At 49.0% G+C, this 17,298-nt stretch carries 12 protein-coding genes; 8 read left to right on the forward strand and 4 right to left on the reverse strand.

The window, feature by feature from the left end; genetic code table 11:
* Positions 1-20: 20 nt before the first annotated feature.
* The 4 genes from tyrS to I0P70_RS03165 all read right to left on the reverse strand — a co-directional run bounded on the left by tyrS (position 21) and on the right by I0P70_RS03165 (position 6,620).
* On the reverse strand, positions 21-1,325 hold the full coding sequence (gene tyrS, locus I0P70_RS03150) for a tyrosine--tRNA ligase (RefSeq protein ID WP_196114742.1): 1,305 nt from the start codon (positions 1,323-1,325) through the stop codon (positions 21-23).
* A 70-nt stretch (positions 1,326-1,395) separates the two neighbouring features.
* Positions 1,396-3,972: a cellulase family glycosylhydrolase gene (locus I0P70_RS03155; protein ID WP_196114743.1), complete on the reverse strand. Its 2,577-nt coding sequence runs from the start codon at positions 3,970-3,972 to the stop codon at positions 1,396-1,398.
* A gap of 27 nt (positions 3,973-3,999) precedes the next feature.
* The gene (locus I0P70_RS03160; RefSeq protein WP_196114744.1) at positions 4,000-5,904 is read right to left on the reverse strand and encodes a DUF294 nucleotidyltransferase-like domain-containing protein; all 1,905 of its coding nucleotides are present in this window, start codon (positions 5,902-5,904) and stop codon (positions 4,000-4,002) included.
* Positions 5,901-6,620 (reverse strand): 3'-5' exonuclease, encoded by a 720-nt coding sequence (locus I0P70_RS03165; RefSeq protein WP_196114745.1) that lies wholly within the window; start codon positions 6,618-6,620, stop codon positions 5,901-5,903. The genes I0P70_RS03160 and I0P70_RS03165 overlap by 4 nt, the downstream gene beginning before the upstream one ends.
* Positions 6,621-6,769: 149 nt before the next feature.
* Here I0P70_RS03165 and holA point away from each other — a divergent pair, with 149 nt between their 5' ends.
* From holA to I0P70_RS03205, 8 genes are all read left to right on the forward strand, one after another.
* Entirely contained in the window at positions 6,770-7,819 is a 1,050-nt protein-coding gene (gene holA / locus I0P70_RS03170) for a DNA polymerase III subunit delta (RefSeq protein WP_196114746.1), read from the forward strand.
* Positions 7,820-8,048: 229 nt separating this feature from the next.
* A complete protein-coding gene (locus I0P70_RS03175; protein ID WP_196114747.1) occupies positions 8,049-11,099 on the forward strand; it encodes a tetratricopeptide repeat protein in 3,051 nt (1,016 codons plus the stop codon).
* Complete coding sequence (locus tag I0P70_RS03180; protein ID WP_230391961.1) at positions 11,099-12,823, forward strand: hypothetical protein; 1,725 nt, start codon at positions 11,099-11,101, stop codon at positions 12,821-12,823. Before I0P70_RS03175 ends, I0P70_RS03180 begins: the two co-directional genes overlap by 1 nt.
* Before the next feature lie 6 nt (positions 12,824-12,829).
* Positions 12,830-13,951 carry an HU family DNA-binding protein gene (locus tag I0P70_RS03185; RefSeq protein ID WP_230391962.1) on the forward strand — a complete coding sequence of 374 codons (1,122 nt, stop codon included), beginning with the start codon at positions 12,830-12,832 and terminating at the stop codon, positions 13,949-13,951.
* Positions 13,952-14,003: 52 nt separating this feature from the next.
* On the forward strand, positions 14,004-14,657 hold the full coding sequence (locus I0P70_RS03190) for a MotA/TolQ/ExbB proton channel family protein (RefSeq protein ID WP_007656466.1): 654 nt from the start codon (positions 14,004-14,006) through the stop codon (positions 14,655-14,657).
* Between the two features lie 2 nt (positions 14,658-14,659).
* On the forward strand, positions 14,660-15,055 hold the full coding sequence (locus I0P70_RS03195) for a biopolymer transporter ExbD (protein ID WP_007656468.1): 396 nt from the start codon (positions 14,660-14,662) through the stop codon (positions 15,053-15,055).
* 13 nt (positions 15,056-15,068) lie between these two features.
* A complete protein-coding gene (locus I0P70_RS03200) occupies positions 15,069-15,989 on the forward strand; it encodes a hypothetical protein (protein WP_196114749.1) in 921 nt (306 codons plus the stop codon).
* Positions 15,990-16,003: 14 nt separating this feature from the next.
* A complete protein-coding gene (locus tag I0P70_RS03205) occupies positions 16,004-17,296 on the forward strand; it encodes a folylpolyglutamate synthase/dihydrofolate synthase family protein (RefSeq protein WP_196114750.1) in 1,293 nt (430 codons plus the stop codon).
* The last annotated feature ends 2 nt before the right edge of the window (positions 17,297-17,298 follow it).

The following is a 17,298-nucleotide window of genomic DNA, read 5'->3' on the forward strand; positions in this document are numbered from 1 at the left end:
TTTAAGTAACTGTATATTAGTTAATTAACTGATACCAGGAAATAATTTTTCTTTCCTTTCTGCACCACCAGGTATTTCTCCTGCAGTAGCTCGTAGTTGACCGGCTCTTCCGTACCCTGTACCTTCTGGCGGTTGATGCTCACGCCTCCATTCTTGATCATGCGCTTAGCTTCCCCCTTCGATTCGAAAATAAGCCCTCCAGTTACGTCAGAAAGCAAATCGCTTACCGTAGCTGCTTCTTCGTAGTTGCCTTTGCTTACTTCTATTTGCGGCACGCCCTCAAACACAGATAGCAAAACATCCTCTTTTAGGCCTTTTAGCGTCTCTAAATCGCCTTTTCCAAATAAAATTTCAGATGCATCTACTGCTGATTTGTAATCTTCTTCGGAATGAACGCGAATTGTAACATCTTTAGCCAGGGCTTTCTGCAGTATACGCAGGTGAGGAGCCTGTTTGTGCTCTTCTGTCAGGCGTTCAATCTCATCCTGTGGCAATAGGGTGTATACCTTGATCAGCTTTTCTGCCTCTTCATCCGACAGGTTGAGCCAGAACTGGTAAAACTTGTAAGGTGAGGTATAAGCTGGGTCGAGCCATACGTTGCCACCTTCAGACTTGCCAAATTTAGTACCATCCGATTTGGTTACCAGTTTGCCTACCAGGGCGAAGGCTTTGCCATCGTCTATACGGCGGATCAGCTCAGTACCCGTGGTGATATTTCCCCACTGGTCTGATGCGCCCATTTGCAGACGCACGTTCTTGTTCTTGTACAGATGATAGAAGTCGTAGCCCTGAATAAGCTGGTATGAGAACTCAGTGAAAGAAAGTCCTTCGGCACGATTGCCATCCTCGTCTGCGCTGATGCGCTTCTTCACCGAGTCCTTGGCCATCATGTAGTTCACCGTAAGGTGTTTGCCCACTTCACGCAGGAAGCCCAGGAAGCTGAACTCTTTGAACCAGTCGTAGTTGTTCACGATCTCGGCTGAGTTTTCGCCGCAATTGAAGTCAAGGAATTTCTCAAGCTGCTTGCGTATACCTGCTTGGTTTGCCAATAGGGTGTTTTCGTCCAGCAGGTTCCGCTCTGCTGATTTGCCCGATGGGTCGCCGATCATACCGGTGGCGCCGCCTACCAGTGCTACGGGCTTGTGACCGGCACGCTGTAGGTGCACGAGCAGCATGATCGTTGCCAGGTTGCCGATGTGCAGGGAGGACGCAGTCGGGTCAAAACCAATATAACCCGTGGTCATACCAGAAGCAAGTTGCTCTTCTGTACCAGGCATGAAATCGTGGAGCATGCCTCTCCATCTTAATTCTTCTATCAGATTCATGTAAGCCTAAAAAATCATCAGTTCAGAGCAAATATAGGAAAGAGTTGGCAGAATAGTGGTCTGTCCTGGCTTAACGGCTTAACCAAATGGAGGCTACTTCAAAGGTATAGGGTTGTCCATAAGCTGCAGGCGCTATACCTTCCCCTATGGAGACTTCTATTTTCTCAACCTGACTCAGATCAAATTGGCCAGCAGAAGCGTATTTAGAACGGAATGGATGAAAGCCAGGGTAAGGCCTTGGCAGCAAAATAAAACTGTCCGGCTGGAGCGACTTAAGTGGGATTTCAATCCCCTGTAACTGCTGGTTAAGCTCTACAGTAGCGGAATAGGCGGCTGCATCTTTTGTAATCAAGGTGACTTTCATTTGTAATGGCACCTTATTCTCTGTTCGTGCTTTGACAATGATGCGTTTGTAATCTGCTAACTCAGTCTGTCTGTTTTGCAGCTTACTGCCGACGAAGTGCTGCCATGCGATAATGGGTTCACCTTCTTTAAGATTTGGCCGGCTGAGCTTTAAGGCCATCTGACCAGGCGTTTGGGTTGTGATCAACTGTCTTTCTTCGCTCCGCCAGAGGTTGGGGTATACGGTAAGGTTTCTGTCGTGCGCTGCATTAAACAGCTCGAGTGCACTATTTTCAGCGCCTACTCTCATTTGCCAATAATCCTGCTGCGTATAGTCCCAGGCATGGGGGTTGCCTTTGTGTCCGCCGGGGAAGGTGGTAAAATCGTTCTGTCCTTTCTGTACCAGAATGCGGTACTGTACCAGACCTGGCGTCAAGATATCGGCAGGTACTTCGGCTTGCCAGGTATAAGCCACTTTCTCTTGCATGTCAATCGTTTTCCATACCCCTGAAAAGTTGTTCATTAGCAGTGTCACCTTGTCGCTAGGCTCTATACCTGCTATTACTGCACTGATAGATAAGGATTTGTTAGCAGTTACTTCCTGTTTTGGTTGATGATAAACAGTAGGCTCAGCAGACTGCGGCTGCGGGGCTACAAATTCACTGAGCTGCAGGTTGTGAAGACTGCTTTGGCTGCGTTTATACCTTTTGCCGTTTCTGATGAGCAGGTAGGTGCCCGGTTGAATCGTAATACTTCCTTGGCTGGCTCTCGTGCTATACCTGTTACCCTCGTTCAATGCTTCAACTGTAAAGGCATCACCCAATTCAGGAAGTCTAACCTGTATGGTATGGGCACGCCATTGTATGCGCACGACCTCTTGCTGGGGTGAGGCTTTCGCAAAGGGATCGCTGACAGGTATAGCATCCGGCATTACTTCAAGGCGCCACACCCCGTTTTCGAGTTTGTCAAGAAAGTATGCACCGCGACCGGCATAACGCACAACTGGTGAGTTGCCTACACCGGCCAGACGCTCGAGTTTGCTTAAGTTCGTAGGTCTGGTGCTGGTTGTGTTAGCGTAATAAAACTCCTGAGGGGTGTTCATTTCGCTCAACTGCTGCCGGTGGCTCACACGAAATACATCAAATACACTATCGGTTGGGTAAGTGCCATAGTTTTTCAGGCGGGAGAGTTTCTGAAATGCTTTGGATGCGATCAGCAGGCTAATGGCTTTCTCGGGTGTATGGGCAAGGTTAACGTAATGGGTCTGGTATTCGGTGTTGGCATAGGCTGTCGCCATAGGATCGTAAGCAAATTGCGTAGCCCACTGAAAACCCGCTTCCCGGAAACTTCGGGCCATAGCGGGATACATAGTGGGAGAGGCGATATCACCCGCATCGAACTCATACACCATGCGTGCTTTGCCTGCAAAGGCAGGTATGGTGTCGAAAGGGATGCTATACTTGTTCACGTGAGGCAGGTAATTGCCCTGAAGTGTACGATTTGCAACCAGTCCGGTCGGGTACCATTGGAAGCTAACCCCGTCGATATTCGCGTTGGCAACCGCATCGGCATAGCGCGGCGATTCGCTGATGTTGTAAAAGATCGGCTTGGTCCAGCCTGTGCTCCTGATGGACTTCACCATGCGGTTGACATATTCGGTAGCGCGTGCTTTAGGCCCTGTGTGGTGTGGCTCGTTGTTTACCTCAGCTGCAATTACATCCGGGTCATTCTGGTAAGAAACCTTAGTATACGAGTTGACATGTTTAAAAAATTGCGTCAGGTAGCACTCCTGCGCCTGGAAAGCAGCCTCTTCCGTTACGGCCTGCTGCTTGTTGTAAATGCTCGAAAAGCCACCGGTTTTATAATCCGGTTCCGGGTAGCCAGGTCCCCAAAAGGCGATGGGAGTGATTAGAATTTTGATATTCCGCTCTTTCAGTTTGTAGATCAGGTAGTCAAACAAGCGCAGGTGTTCGTTCTCCAATAAGTTGCCCAGCGAGTCACTGATCTCAGTGTCCCAGACATGCACCCGAAAAGCATTAAAACCAAGTCTAGCCATATGGTAAACATCCTGGTCTATAGCTTTTTCAATGTCTATACCTAAAGCTTCGTGTGAACGGTAGCCATAGGCGAAAGGTACTGTATAATTGACTCCAAAAAAATTGGCTTCGGTCTTGTCTTTCTGCCAGCGCAGTACACCTTGTTTATCTACAAACACGGCATTGCTGTTCTGGCTGTTGGCCCTCAGCGTACTTCCTATCCAGAGTATGAACACTAGCGCTATACCTATCCACAGGCTGTTTCGCATATTTTCTTTCTTAGAGTCTAACTTATTTTAGTAAAGTGTTTCCATGAAGCTGACCCGTATTTTGGTCTGGAAGTCGCTGATAACCTTGAAGATTTCTTTCAGCGTTACCTGTTCAATTTTAGTCAGTGTCCTGGGGTCAAGCAAGTTGTCGGGTTCTTTACGGTCATCGATGATCTGGATAGCCTGTTTCTTCAGGCGCATCCCCATCAGGTAATAATAAGCTTGCAGTAATTCCTGGCGCTCCTTTTCAGTGAAGATACCCACGTTGGCAAGGGCTTCCATTCTTTCCCCCGTATTGGTCAGGAATATACGGTTACGCAGCGCATAGGCCCTGACAAGATCTACAATTGGTGTCATGGTTTTTTTCAGGTTAAACACTTGCTGGCTTCCCTTGCTGAACGTTTTGATGTTGTTGAAGAAGGTAAGTGGCGGCTCATATTGCAGGGCGTTCTGCGCCATGTGATGCAAAAACTTATACCTGGGGCGCTCCAACTCTTCATGCAGAAAGCCTTTGAGGTCACCCATAATGCTTTGTTCCCCATACAGGAAGCGACAATCAAAGAAGGTGGCTACTTTAAGCACCGCCTCCGGGTCAGATTCCTGCAGCCAGTTGCTGTAATTACGCTTCCAGTGGGAGAGGGAGTGTGTCCACTTTGAGTTTTTGGCCATAAAGCCGCCTTCACAGAAACTGAAGCCAATATGATCAAGGCGCTCGGATACAGTAGAGGCGAAGGCTAGAAAATACTCCCGCACCATCTCCCGTTGCTCATTAGCCTTGTCTTCGTAAATGATGGCATTGTCCTGGTCGGTGCGTAAGGTTTGCTCTTTTCGTCCCTCGCTGCCCAGCACCATGAACACAAATTTGGCGGGAGGTGGCCCCATTTCTTCGATGACGCCCTCAATCACATTAATGGCAATCGTATCAGCCACTGTTGTAATGACCTGGTTCACGATCTCGGACTTGACGCCCCTGTTAAGCAACTGGTATACCTGCTCCGGCACTTTCTGCCAGCGCTGTTTCAGCTCGGGTACGCTACGGGCAAGTTTCACTGACTGTATGAACATGAAGGGAGACTGCGCCAGACTGCTCAGTAACTTGTTTCGACTGATAAAACCAATATAGCCAGCGCCGTCTGTGATCAGTAGGTAGCGGGCTCGGGTCTGAAACATCAGCAGAACCGCTTCATAAATATAAGCCTGAGATCCAATAGAGATAATAGGCTGATCCATAATATCATACACTGGCTGGGTATAGGGCACCTGCCTGGCCACCACGTTGTTGCGCAGCGTGAGGTCCGTTACATAGCCCTTGATCTGGCTGTGCTCGTCCTGTACAAAGAGGCAACTCACTTTTTGGCTGATCATCAGTTGAGCGGCTTCGGCAATAGAGGTACTACCGGGGCAGGCTGCTATGGTGCGCGGCTCTATGGTTTCGAGCTTGCGGGAGTAAAGTTGGTCGACGGCTATGTTGTTTTCGGGCTGAATGCGCGATGGCCTTATAAAATGGGCGTACTCCTCGTCCAGCATCCGGCGACCGTATTCGGCCGTGAAGTAATGAAAGAAAGCTTCATATGCCTGACAAAGCGCTAAAAACTCCTTGCGGTGTAAGGTATAGACCACAGTGCCTTTGCGCGAAATAACAGTTCGGAACGATCGGCGCCGGTTGAGTAGGAGTGAGGCTCCCCCGTAGCAAGTGCCACTAATGTAGTTTGTTACCAGCCGCTTGTTTTGTTCGCTGTCGTAAAAAAATACTTCATAAGCGCCCCGCACGATCAGATCCACCCCGCGTAACTTAGACTCATCTTGCAGGTATAGGATGCTTTCTTTTGGATGCTGCACCTGCTGAAGCAGCTCTGCTACCCCATGCAACACTTCATCAGGCAGCACATCAAAAGGCCTGACGGTTTTTAGAAATTCATATTTAGCATTCATGTTAGCAGTAGGGCGATTAGGTATAAGAGGATGATCAATAGCAGAAATCCGACGAAGTACATCAATCTGCGCTGGTGACTGCGGGGCTTTCGTCGAAGCGGCTGTGGAGGAGGAGGTTCCTGCTGTAGTTTCACAGATTGTTCGTCAATGTCGCCTCTGCGCCACAGCTCAAAGAAACAGCGTGCCGTGGCATGGGCATCGTTGCGTGCATCATGTTCGTTTTGCAGGGGGTCGCCGAACAGGCGCATGTACAGCTCTCCCAGACGCATATGCCGGTGCCTTGCTTCCCGTACAAAGTGATTGGTGGCGAGCATCGTACAGAAAGCAGGCAAATGCTCCAATGGATTGTCAAGACCCGCTCTATAGAAGCCCAAGCCCAGCATTTTGTAGTCAAGCTGCATGAAGTGTCCCACAACCAGTGGCTGATACTGAACCAGGTCATGCTGCAAAAGGTGTAAGGCTTCGTGGCGACCTGTTCCATTCTTTTCCAGAAAGTCCATGCTGATTCCATGTATGCGTTCCGAAACAGCATTCATTTCGTAGTCTGATGGCTTTATATAAAAGTTTTCAGACTTTATGAACTCGCCTTGTCGGGTATAGACTTCCCAGGCGACCTGTACGATATGGGGCCAGTTGTCGCGGGCAGAATAAGGCATGCTCCAGTCCTTGGGCAAACCCGAGGTTTCGGTGTCGACAAAGAGCAGATACGTGTTCACTGTATAAAATTAGACAATATTCAGGACAGTCAGAATATATTGGATTTTATTCTTTTTTTGGCCCTCCAGCCTTTCATTTGCAGTGCAGATACCAGTATATTTGATGTCTGTATACCTGATCGATCACCAATCTATACCTTTCAAATAGCATGTCGTATACCCCAGAGGGCATCATGGAACAATTAAAGAAGAGGCAGTTCGCCCCTGTGTATTTTCTGCAGGGGGAGGAGCCTTTTTACATTGACCAGATTGCCGATTTTATAGAGGCACACGCCCTGCAGGAGCACGAAAAGGGTTTCAACCAGGTTGTGATATACGGTAAGGATGTAGATGTGGCCACAGTGTTGCTGCAAGCCAAACGTTTCCCGATGATGGCGGAGCGCCAGGTGGTGATCGTGAAGGAGGCGCAGAGCATTGTGGACCTGGAGCGAGAAGAAGGCATGAAGCAATTGGAGGCATACCTGCAAAACCCGTTGCCTTCTACCATAATGGTATTTTGTCACAAGCACAAAACCCTTGATGGGCGCAAGGCACTGGGCAAAGCTGTGCAGAAGCATGCCGTGCTACTGACTACCAAAAAGCTGTATGATAACCAGATACCTGCCTGGATCACGGGCTATGTGAAGAGCAAAGGTGTGCAGATCAGCCCCAAAGCGGTGCTGCTGCTAAGTGAGTTTATCGGGGCTGACCTATCGCGGCAAGCAAACGAGATCGATAAGCTGCTGATTAACCTGAAGCCCGGACAGGCGATAGACGAGCGGGTAGTGCAGGAGAACGTGGGCATCAGCAAGGAATACAATATTTTCGAGCTACAGTCAGCCTTGATAGCCCAGGATGCGCTCAAGGCCAACCGGATCATCCAGTATTTTGAGGCCAATCCTAAAAACAATCCGCTTATACCTAACCTGAGCCTGCTCTTTACGTTTTTCACCAAGCTTTTGACCTTGCACCAGTCAGCTGACAAGTCAGAATCCGGTGTGAGAAAGAGCCTGGGCAACCGGGGCTTCCTGGTGAAGGAGTACATGCAGGCGCTTCGGGTGTTCCCACTGGTGCGTGTCGTTGATATCATTCACCATATCCGGGTGGCCGATCTGCAGGTGAAAGGCATAAGCGGTGGTGATATGAGCGAATCTGAAATTTTAAAGGAGCTGGTATTCAAGATATTGCATCCTGTTCCGCGAGCTTTGGCCTATCAATAAGTACAATTTTGCACGATCAGCACAATATTTGCTATTGCTGCTGCATTGTATAAAGGTGTGGGGCGTGCGTCAGGCCTTTTCGGCAGGATGTTTATCGCCTTTGGTTCGTGCGGTTATCGAATTTTAACTAACTTTGAATTTGCCTGTAAGGCATGGCGCCGTCTGGTGCATATACCTGTTTTCTAAGATATAAGTCATAAGAATAGCTCAAACGAGCAGTAAGATACATATGAAGATAGCCTATAAAGTAGCGCTGGCATCGGTTTTGGCTGGAGGAAGCCATATAACGGTGGCTCAGCACACACAGGTGTTCACCGCAAAAGACAAGCACTACCATGAAGGCGTGGAGTTGTTTGACCGAGCCAAGTACGGAGCGGCACAGGAGGCCTTCCGCAAGTACATCAACCTGATCGGTGACGATGCCAAGACGGCGGACGCACAGTATTACTATGCATTGAGCGGGCTATACCTGTTGCACCCGGACGCCGAGCAGCTGATCCTCAACTTCACCCGCAAATTCCCGACCCACCCGAAAACGGCCCTGGCATATTACGAGTTGGGTCTGTACTACTTCGAGAACAAGGATTACAAGAAGGCGGTAGAGAAGCTCGAGAGTGCGCCGACGCATCTTCTTAGTATCAAGCAAAACAAAGAACTGGAGTTTAAACTCGGCTATTCTTATTTCGCCAACAAGGATTTCAAAAACGCCAAGATCTGGTTTGACAAGAACAAGACGACAGGCTTTAGAGAAGACGAACACCGGTTTGCCTATGCATCGAACTACTACGCGGGCTATATAGCTTACCGCGAAGGTGATTATGATGCAGCGAAAGCGGATCTGTTGATCGCCGAGAAAAACGAAGCCTACGCCCAGATCGTGCCTTACATGATCACCGAGATCCTGTATAAGGAAAACGATATCTTCGAAGTGATCCGATACGGGGAGGCAGCACTTGCTAAAACCCCTAAGGTACAGCAGGCCGACGAAATTGCCCTGTTGGTGGGCGACGCCTATTACCAGCGTGCTGAGTACAAGACTGCAGAGCAGTACTTCAGCCAATATGCACAGGGGAAGCGCAAGCTGGATCCGGTAATTCAGTATAAGATTGCCTATACCGACTACAAGAACGGTAACTATAAAAATGCGATTGCCAATTTTAAAGAAGTAGCCAGTAAGAAAGACGCCCTCGGTCAGAATGCCGCTTATTACCTGGGTATGAGTTACCTGCGCGAGGATAATAAGCAGTATGCCCTTACTGCTTTTGATCAGGCCCGCAAAAATGACCAGGACAAAACAATCACAGAAGCGGCAACCGTTAAGTTTGCACAGGTAAGCTATGAGCTTGGTAACTTCCGCGACGTATTCAACTCGCTGCAGAACTTCAACCAGGAATTTCCTAAATCAGCACATGCCGCCGATGTCGACAACCTGCTGACAGAGGCTTACTTCAACTCTAATAACTATTCGGAGGCTATTCGTCACATCGAGAGCATGCCGAACAAGAGCTATAAGATGCTGGAAACCTACCAGCGCGTTACGCACTTGTATGGTGTAAACCTTTTCAACGAAGGCAAGTTCCCGACGGCAGTTTCCCTGCTGGACAAATCCCTGCAATACCCTTACGACAAAGAAATCACAGCAGCCAGCCACTTTGTGAAAGGTGAAGCTTACTCTATGGGACAGCGTTACGTGGATGCCATCAACAGCTACGCAGCTGTGTTCCGTAACAGTGAGGCCCGTAAGTCGGAGTACTACATGAAGTCGCGATATGGTATAGGCTATGCTTACTATAACAACAAGGAGTACGACAAGGCGATGCCGCACTTCAAGGCTTATGTGGACGGCACCAGCCCAAGCGACCCGAATCACTACGATGCCATGATGCGACTAGCGGACCTGCACTACGTGAACAAGCAGTATGCACCTGCTCTGGCACTTTATGACAAAGTACTGGCTTCTAATTCCAATGACAAAGACTATGTATACTTCCAGAAAGGTATCGTGCTGAGTCTGATGGGCAATAAAGAAGCCGCGAAGCAGAATCTTCAAACCGTGTACAGCCAGTACCAGAAATCGCGTTACGTAGAACCTGCTATTTATCAACGTGCTATCATTGAGTTCGAGTCAGGCAATTACGAATCAGCTGTATCAGGTTTTACGGCGCTTATTCAGGGAAAACCTCAAAGCCGCCTGGTGCCGAATGCACTCGAGAAAAGAGGTATAGCTTATGCTAACCTGGGCAAAAACGCTGAAGCTGCCGCTGACTACAAGCGCGTACTCGACGAGTTCCCGAACTCACGTTCTGCGAGTGGATCACTTTACAGTCTGCAGGAGGTACTGGCTACACAGAACCGCAGCAGTGAATTTGACACCTACGCGGAGAAATTCAGAACAGCTAACCCGGAAAGTAACGCTCTGGAAAGCATTGAATTCGAAGCATCTAAAACGCTTTATTTCAACGAGAAATACGATCAGGCTCTGACTAAACTGGAGAGTTATCTGAAGACGTATCCAAGCAGTCCGTTTGTAAGTGATGCCCGTTACTTCCTGGCTGATTCGTATTTGCGCACCAACCAGACGGAACAGGGCTTGCAGCGCATGAAAGCCGTTGTAGAAGAAAACAAGAGCGAGTATGTGAACCGTGCCATCCAGAAAGTGGCTGATGCGGAGTTTGAGAATAAGAACTACGCGGAAGCGATCAAGTACTACAGCCGTCTGCGCGACACGGCCATTAACCGTCGTGAGCAGCAAACTGCCTTGACTGGTCTGATGAAGAGCCACTTCCTGTCGAAAGACTATGCGGCATCGAAGCGAATTGCAAACGAACTGATCAGCCAGGGTAATTCCGCGCTTTATGTCTTCAACACAGCTCAGCTGTACAAAGGCAAAGCCACCTATGCTGAAGGTAATCTGGAGCAGGCCCTGAAAGAGCTGCGTGAAGCAGCCTCTTCTGCAACCGATGAAAACGGAGCGGAGGCACATTACCTGGTTGCCGAGATTCTATACAAGCAGAAGAAGTTTGCCGAGTCGATCGATGTGGCCTTTGACTTCAACACGAAGTTCTCCAGCTACGATTTCTGGCTGGGCAAATCCTTCCTGATCATCGCTGACAACTATGTGGCGCAAAACGAAACTTTCCAGGCCACTTCAACACTGAACTCCATTATTGAGCACTCGCCAGTTCCGGAGATTGTAGCAGAAGCGAAGCAAAAGCTGGCTAAGTTGGGTGGTTCACCGAGTACGGCCCCAGCTGACACAGTGAAGAGAAGAAAAAGATAATGCATCAGATCAAGCTGAAGAGAAACATCAACATGAAGAATAGATTGAAAAAAGCTTCCTTAGCAGCTATTGTGCTGTGTGCTGGATACAGCTTTCTGAACAGTGCTCAGGCACAGACAACAGGCTGGGGCGAAGGTGCCAAACTACAGGATGCGGAAGTAGTGGTAGAAAAGGATCGTAAGATCGAGTTGCCGAGAGCTTCACGCAACTACCAAAAATTTGCGGTGGTGCAGCCAGAGCCGGGCGAACGAAATGTGCGCTACCGATTCAACGATTACCGCCTGGAGGACCAGGATGTAGACCTGCAAGTGCGTGTACTTACCATCAAGCAGGACGAACTGACCAAACTGTACGGCAATTATGTAAAGGCAGGTATAGGCAACTACGGTACACTTTACCTGAAAGGCTACTTCCACAACAAGCGCAGCAATGTGGCCTCCTATGGAGCGGATGTCAGCCATATCACTTCTGCCAGAGGTCCGGTGGACGGCCGAAATTCTGCCGTAACCAATTCGGCGATCAACCTGAACGGCGAGAGTTACCTGCAAGGCCTCACTTTAGGCGGCAAGCTGGGTTACGGACGCGACAAGTATCATTTCTATGGATACAGCCCGGTGCAGGAAACGACCGTGGACCGCGATACCATCAGCCAGGTATTCAACCGCGTGAATGCCGAAGGCTATATGCATAATCACGGTGCTGGTATGCCACTTCTGTTCAAAGCCGGTTTGAACGTGAACTACCTGAACGACCGCTACGACATGCGGGAGACAAACATTGCAGCAAAGTTGAACACCGAGTATGGCCTGGATGATGTGTCAGCTTTCAAAGTTGATGCAGACCTGTCAGTGGTGTCGCATAAAGACTCTGCTTCTGTAGGCCGTACTATGTTTAAACTGCATCCGCAGTACGAGCGTCAGCTGAATGCGATCCGTCTATCGATTGGAGCCAACGTGGCTTACACGGGCGACACCGTAAATGATGCACGCAAGTTTAATGTATACCCAACGGTACGTGTAGGAGTTGAGCCTATTAAGGATAACTTGTTGATCTATGCAGGTATAGGGGGCGATTTGCAAAGAGTTACTTTATATCAGCTGACACAGGAGAATCCATTCCTGGCGCCTAATATACGAGTAGCTGATCAGAACAAAGGACTAGAGGTATACGGCGGTATGCAGGCCAACATTGCAAACTTTGTGCACCTGACAGGGCGAGTGGCCTACCAGAACTTCCGCAACATGTACTTCTACAACAACTCGGCACTTGACTCAACTAAGTTTGACCTGGTGTATGATGACGGCGTGACAAATGTTTTGAATATTTATGGAGAAGCCACTTTTAATTATTCAGACGAACTGCGCATCGGGTTAAAGGCTGATTATAACAAATATAGCACAGCTACCTTAGAGCAGCCGTTTCACCGTCCGGAGTTGATGGCGAGTGTTTTTGCCACCTACAACTTCTATGATAAGATTCTCTTTAATTCAGAACTTTACTATATTGGGAGTTCTTTCGGGCGCATTACCCGTCCTGACGGCACATTTGTGCTGCGGGAGACAGATACGATCGTGGACCTGAACCTGAAGGCGGATTATAGATTCTCCAACAGATTCACGACTTTTCTGATGGTAAATAATTTGTTTGCGCAGAAGTACGAAAGGTTTGTAAATTACCCGAACAAAAGTATAAACCTGATAGGAGGCGTCTCTTATTCATTCTAAGTGCCTATGGTAGAAAAGCACATCAAGCACCTGCTCTACAATCACGACTGCGTGATCATCCCTGATTTTGGCGGGTTGATCACACGCTATGTGCCTGCCCGGATCAACCCGGTAAAGCATTCGCTGGTGCCACCGTCCAAAAAAATCGCTTTCAACGAGAAACTCGTGCTAAACGATGGACTGCTGATCAGTACCATCGCCTATGCCAACAACATCACAAAAGAAGAGGCCAGACAACAGGTGATGGCTTTTGTGCATGAAGTTCGCAATAGGCTGGATAATGAGCAGCGGTTTGAGCTGACTGATATCGGCGTGTTCAAGTACAACCACGAACGAAAGTTGGTGTTTGACTATACTGAAGGCGATAACTTGTTGGAGGCAAGCTTTGGCCTGCCTGAGATAGTTGCCAGACCGATTCGTCATGAAGAACCGGCAGTCCTGCGCACCCTGATCAAGGAGCGTCAGGCAGCAGAGGCTGTACCTGCCAGAAAGCCTTTCAAAGCCCGTCTGAAGCGCGCCTACCACGTAGCTGCAGGACTGGCCTTAACTGGTTTGGTCGGCGCAACACTTTACATGCTCTCCCTGCAAACGGACTATAACCTCAGCAGCCTGAACCCGATATCGCTGATTAGTGGCGATAAGCAGGCGGCGGCTGAGCAGACAGCAACTACAGTTCCTGTTCAGAACAAAGCCGCCTTAGGACAAAATGTCGGAATCGCTGGATTTGATGCAACAGATGCAGGTATGGAAAGTGAAGCTGACGCCTGGGGTGATGCTTCTAGCAGTACTACTAGCTCCGATACCCAATATGCTACAGATGAATTCGTTAATGAGAAAGACGAGTCTGTTGCGGAAGTAGCTGCACCAGCTGTGGCCAGCACTACGGTGAGCAGTAAGGACGGACGCTTTTATATTATCACGGGCGGATATGCCCGCATGCTGAATGCGGAGTTTAGCCGTCAGGAAATTGCGGAGTTTGGCCACGAGGCCAAAGTTTTGGAGCCTGGCAAAGGCAGCAGGCTCTTTAAAGTATCTGTTGCTGACTTTGCATCTGCAGAGGAGGCACAGGCTGCCATGGACACTTACAGACAAACATTCGGAGAAAATATTTGGGTTTTTAATAATTAACATGACATCTCTCTTCTTACAAATTACGACAACTCCTGCTGACACGACTTCTATGTTGGCTGATGGAGCAGAAACAGCGGAAAGCTCGGTATCCTTACTGGACTTGGCGATGGCGGGTGGTTGGGCCATGATCCCACTGCTGCTTTTGTCGCTGGCTGCCGTTTACATCTTCTTTGAGCGCTACCTGACGCTTAAGAAGGCTGCCAAAAACCCGGATGGTTTCAGTGATCGCATCAAGAGCATGGTATTAGCCGGTGACATCAATGGTGCCCGTATGCTGTGCGCACAGACCAACACGCCAGTATCCCGCATGCTGGGCAAGGGTGTTAGCCGTATCGGTAACCCACTCAAAAACATTGAAACTTCAATCGAGAACGTTGGTAAAATCGAGATCAGCCGTTTGGAGCGTAACCTGGCTGCCTTGGCAACTATTGCCGGTGCTGCTCCGATGCTGGGCTTCCTGGGTACGGTAACAGGTATGATCCAAGCCTTCATCGCGATTGCCCAAGCTGAAGGTTCTGTGAGCCCGCAGTTGCTGTCAGCTGGTATCTATCAGGCGATGGTAACAACAGCTACAGGTCTGATGATCGGTCTGCCAGCTTACGTAGGGTACAATTACCTGGTGTCTAAGATCGATAACATCGTGCATGCCATGGAGTACTCTTCTATTGAATTCATTGATCTGTTACAAGAACCACAACTTTAAGCATGAATTTACGCTCTAAAAACAGGATCAACCCCGATTTCAACATGTCCTCTATGACGGACATCATCTTCCTGTTGCTTATTTTCTTCATGCTTACCTCGAACTTTGTGACGCCAACCGGTTTACCGGTTAGCTTACCTTCCAGCAAGGTGTCTAACATCGTGATGGAAAAGGTAAATATCACGATTACGAAAGACATACAGTATTTTCTGAACGGTAAGCAAATTGACGAGTCGCAGCTGGAGTCACAGTTGGCAGCACTTTTGCAGGGAACAGAAGAAGGTGTGGTGGTGTTGAACGTAGACAAGACCGTGCCGGTGGAGTATCTGGCTAAGGTGGCAGGTATAGCTGCCAGCCTGAAAGCGAAAGTAACTTTGGCCACTGAGCCTACAAAGTAGCATTGAATTACACATGGAGATAGCATTATCACAGGAAGAGGAAAAGAATAAGAAGATTGCTGCAGGGATCAGTATCACCCTGCACATCATCATTCTATTGCTGCTCTTTTTCCTGCTGGCCTGGAATGGTGCCCCTGGCAACCCGGACGAGGAGATTGGCATTGAGATAAACTATGGCACTGACGCCATGGGCAGCGGCGACGTGCAGTCGAAGGCTACTCCGAACGAGTCGAAGAACGTGCAGGACAGCAAGCCAGCACCCACGCAGCCGGATCCGCTTCCTGAACCTAAGCCTGTTGCAGCTGCTACTCCAACACCGCCTACTCCAGTAGAAACGCCAAAGGTGGTAACAACCCCTGTGGAGTCGCCAGTGTCGGTTAAAGAGGAAGTAAAGCCGCAGCCTAAGCCTACGCCTAAAGTAGAAGAGGTAAAGAAGCCGGTAGAGCAGCCGAAGGAAGAGGTGAAGAAGCCTGAACCTGAGAAGCCACGTACGCTGTACCCTGGCAAGCCTACTGAAAGCACGGGTACTGGTAAAGCTGGCACATCAAACGAGGCTACTGGCAACAACAATGGTGATGACGCCAATAAAGTAGGGGATAAAGGTGACCCACGCGGTCAGATGACTGCCAAGAACTATGAAGGTACGCCGGGCGGTGGCGGCGGCGGTGACGGTCTGGATATGGCCGGCTGGCGCTACGACATCTCTCCAAAGCGTGACCCTTACGAGAATGAAACAGGTTTTGTGAAGTTCCGCATCCGTATCGACGCTGACGGCAACCTAATCGGCATTGACCGCTTGGAAAGCACCGTGTCGCCGCATGTAGAGAAGTGGTACCGCGAGCAGCTTCAGAAAACAACCTTTAGCCGCACCGGTGGAGGCAGAAGCACTACAGGCGCTACGGGTACCGTTACTTTTGTGATCAGATCACGCTAATTTCTATTGATTTCATGACTTATCAAGAGTGTCTTGATTACCTATACCAGCAATTGCCGATGTATCAACACATCGGCAATGCTGCTTTTAAGAAGAGCCTCGACAACATAATAGCTCTTTGCGACGCACTTGGGCAGCCACAGCATAAGTTCAAGACCGTGCATGTGGCTGGTACAAACGGCAAAGGCAGCAGTTCACACATGCTGGCTGCCGTACTGCAGAGCGCAGGCTATAAAACCGGCCTCTATACCTCACCACACCTCAAGTCATTTACTGAAAGGGTGCGTGTGAACGGAGCAGAGCTGCCACAGGATTACCTGATTTCTTTTGTAGAGCGGCATAAGGAGCTGTTCGAACAGGTAAAGCCATCCTTTTTTGAAATGACGGTGGCGCTGGCTTTCCAGTATTTTGCTGACAAGCAGGTGGATGTCGCTGTGATCGAGGTGGGGCTGGGCGGAAGGCTCGATTCTACCAATATCATTACCCCGGAACTGTCGCTGATCACCAACATTGGTTTTGACCACCAGGCTTTGCTGGGCGATACCTTGGTAGAGATAGCAGGAGAGAAGGCCGGGATTATTAAACCCCATATACCTGCTTTAGTCAGTACCAAGCAGTCAGAGATCACACACGTGTTTGAGCAAAAGGCTGCTGCTGAGCATTCACCGCTTTATTTTGCTACCGACAGCATAACCGTACAGGTGCTGGACCAGCATCTTGAGGGGCAGGTATACAATGTATACCTGGATGGCAAGCCTTGGCTGCAGTCATTGCAGTCTGATCTGGCCGGGGTATACCAGCAGTTTAATCTGCCCGGTGTACTCAAATCTCTGTTATTACTTCGTGGGCAGGGCTTTACTATCTCAGAAGAAGCCATCCGCCAAGGTATAGCTCAAACCAAAACGGTTACAGGTCTGAAAGGACGTTGGCAGGTATTGGGTAATCAACCTTTAACAATTTGTGATACAGGTCATAATGTTGATGGTGTTAAACAAATACTTACTCAGTTAACTGCCCTAGCACCCAAGCAAGTACACTTTGTTTTTGGCGCCGTGAATGACAAGGATATTACGACTATTCTGCAGCTACTGCCAAAGCGTTATACCTATTACTTCTGTCAGGCGCAGATACCACGCGCTTTGCCTGTGGAAGAGCTCCAGGAAAAAGCAAAACTGGTCGGGTTGAAAGGGGATTCCTATCTAACTGTAAGCGAAGCCATCGCTGCTGCCAGGGGAAATGCAAAGCCGGATGAGGTAATTTTTATTGGAGGTAGTACCTTTGTGGTCGCAGAGATTGACGAACTATAAAA

The organism is Pontibacter sp. FD36 (assembly GCF_015686655.1).
Lineage (GTDB): Bacteria > Bacteroidota > Bacteroidia > Cytophagales > Hymenobacteraceae > Pontibacter.

Excerpts from the sequence above, each read along its gene's own strand:
- I0P70_RS03205 (WP_196114750.1), top strand. The coding sequence starts at position 16,004 with ATGACTTATCAAGAGTGTCTTGATTACCTATACCAGCAATTGCCGATG.
- I0P70_RS03155 (WP_196114743.1), bottom strand. The coding sequence starts at position 3,972 with ATGCGAAACAGCCTGTGGATAGGTATAGCGCTAGTGTTCATACTCTGG.
- holA (WP_196114746.1), top strand. The coding sequence starts at position 6,770 with ATGTCGTATACCCCAGAGGGCATCATGGAACAATTAAAGAAGAGGCAG.
- I0P70_RS03185 (WP_230391962.1), top strand. The coding sequence starts at position 12,830 with ATGGTAGAAAAGCACATCAAGCACCTGCTCTACAATCACGACTGCGTG.
- I0P70_RS03160 (WP_196114744.1), bottom strand. The coding sequence starts at position 5,904 with ATGAATGCTAAATATGAATTTCTAAAAACCGTCAGGCCTTTTGATGTG.
- I0P70_RS03195 (WP_007656468.1), top strand. The coding sequence starts at position 14,660 with ATGAATTTACGCTCTAAAAACAGGATCAACCCCGATTTCAACATGTCC.
- tyrS (WP_196114742.1), bottom strand. The coding sequence starts at position 1,325 with ATGAATCTGATAGAAGAATTAAGATGGAGAGGCATGCTCCACGATTTC.
- I0P70_RS03200 (WP_196114749.1), top strand. The coding sequence starts at position 15,069 with ATGGAGATAGCATTATCACAGGAAGAGGAAAAGAATAAGAAGATTGCT.
- I0P70_RS03175 (WP_196114747.1), top strand. The coding sequence starts at position 8,049 with ATGAAGATAGCCTATAAAGTAGCGCTGGCATCGGTTTTGGCTGGAGGA.
- I0P70_RS03180 (WP_230391961.1), top strand. The coding sequence starts at position 11,099 with ATGCATCAGATCAAGCTGAAGAGAAACATCAACATGAAGAATAGATTG.
- I0P70_RS03190 (WP_007656466.1), top strand. The coding sequence starts at position 14,004 with ATGTTGGCTGATGGAGCAGAAACAGCGGAAAGCTCGGTATCCTTACTG.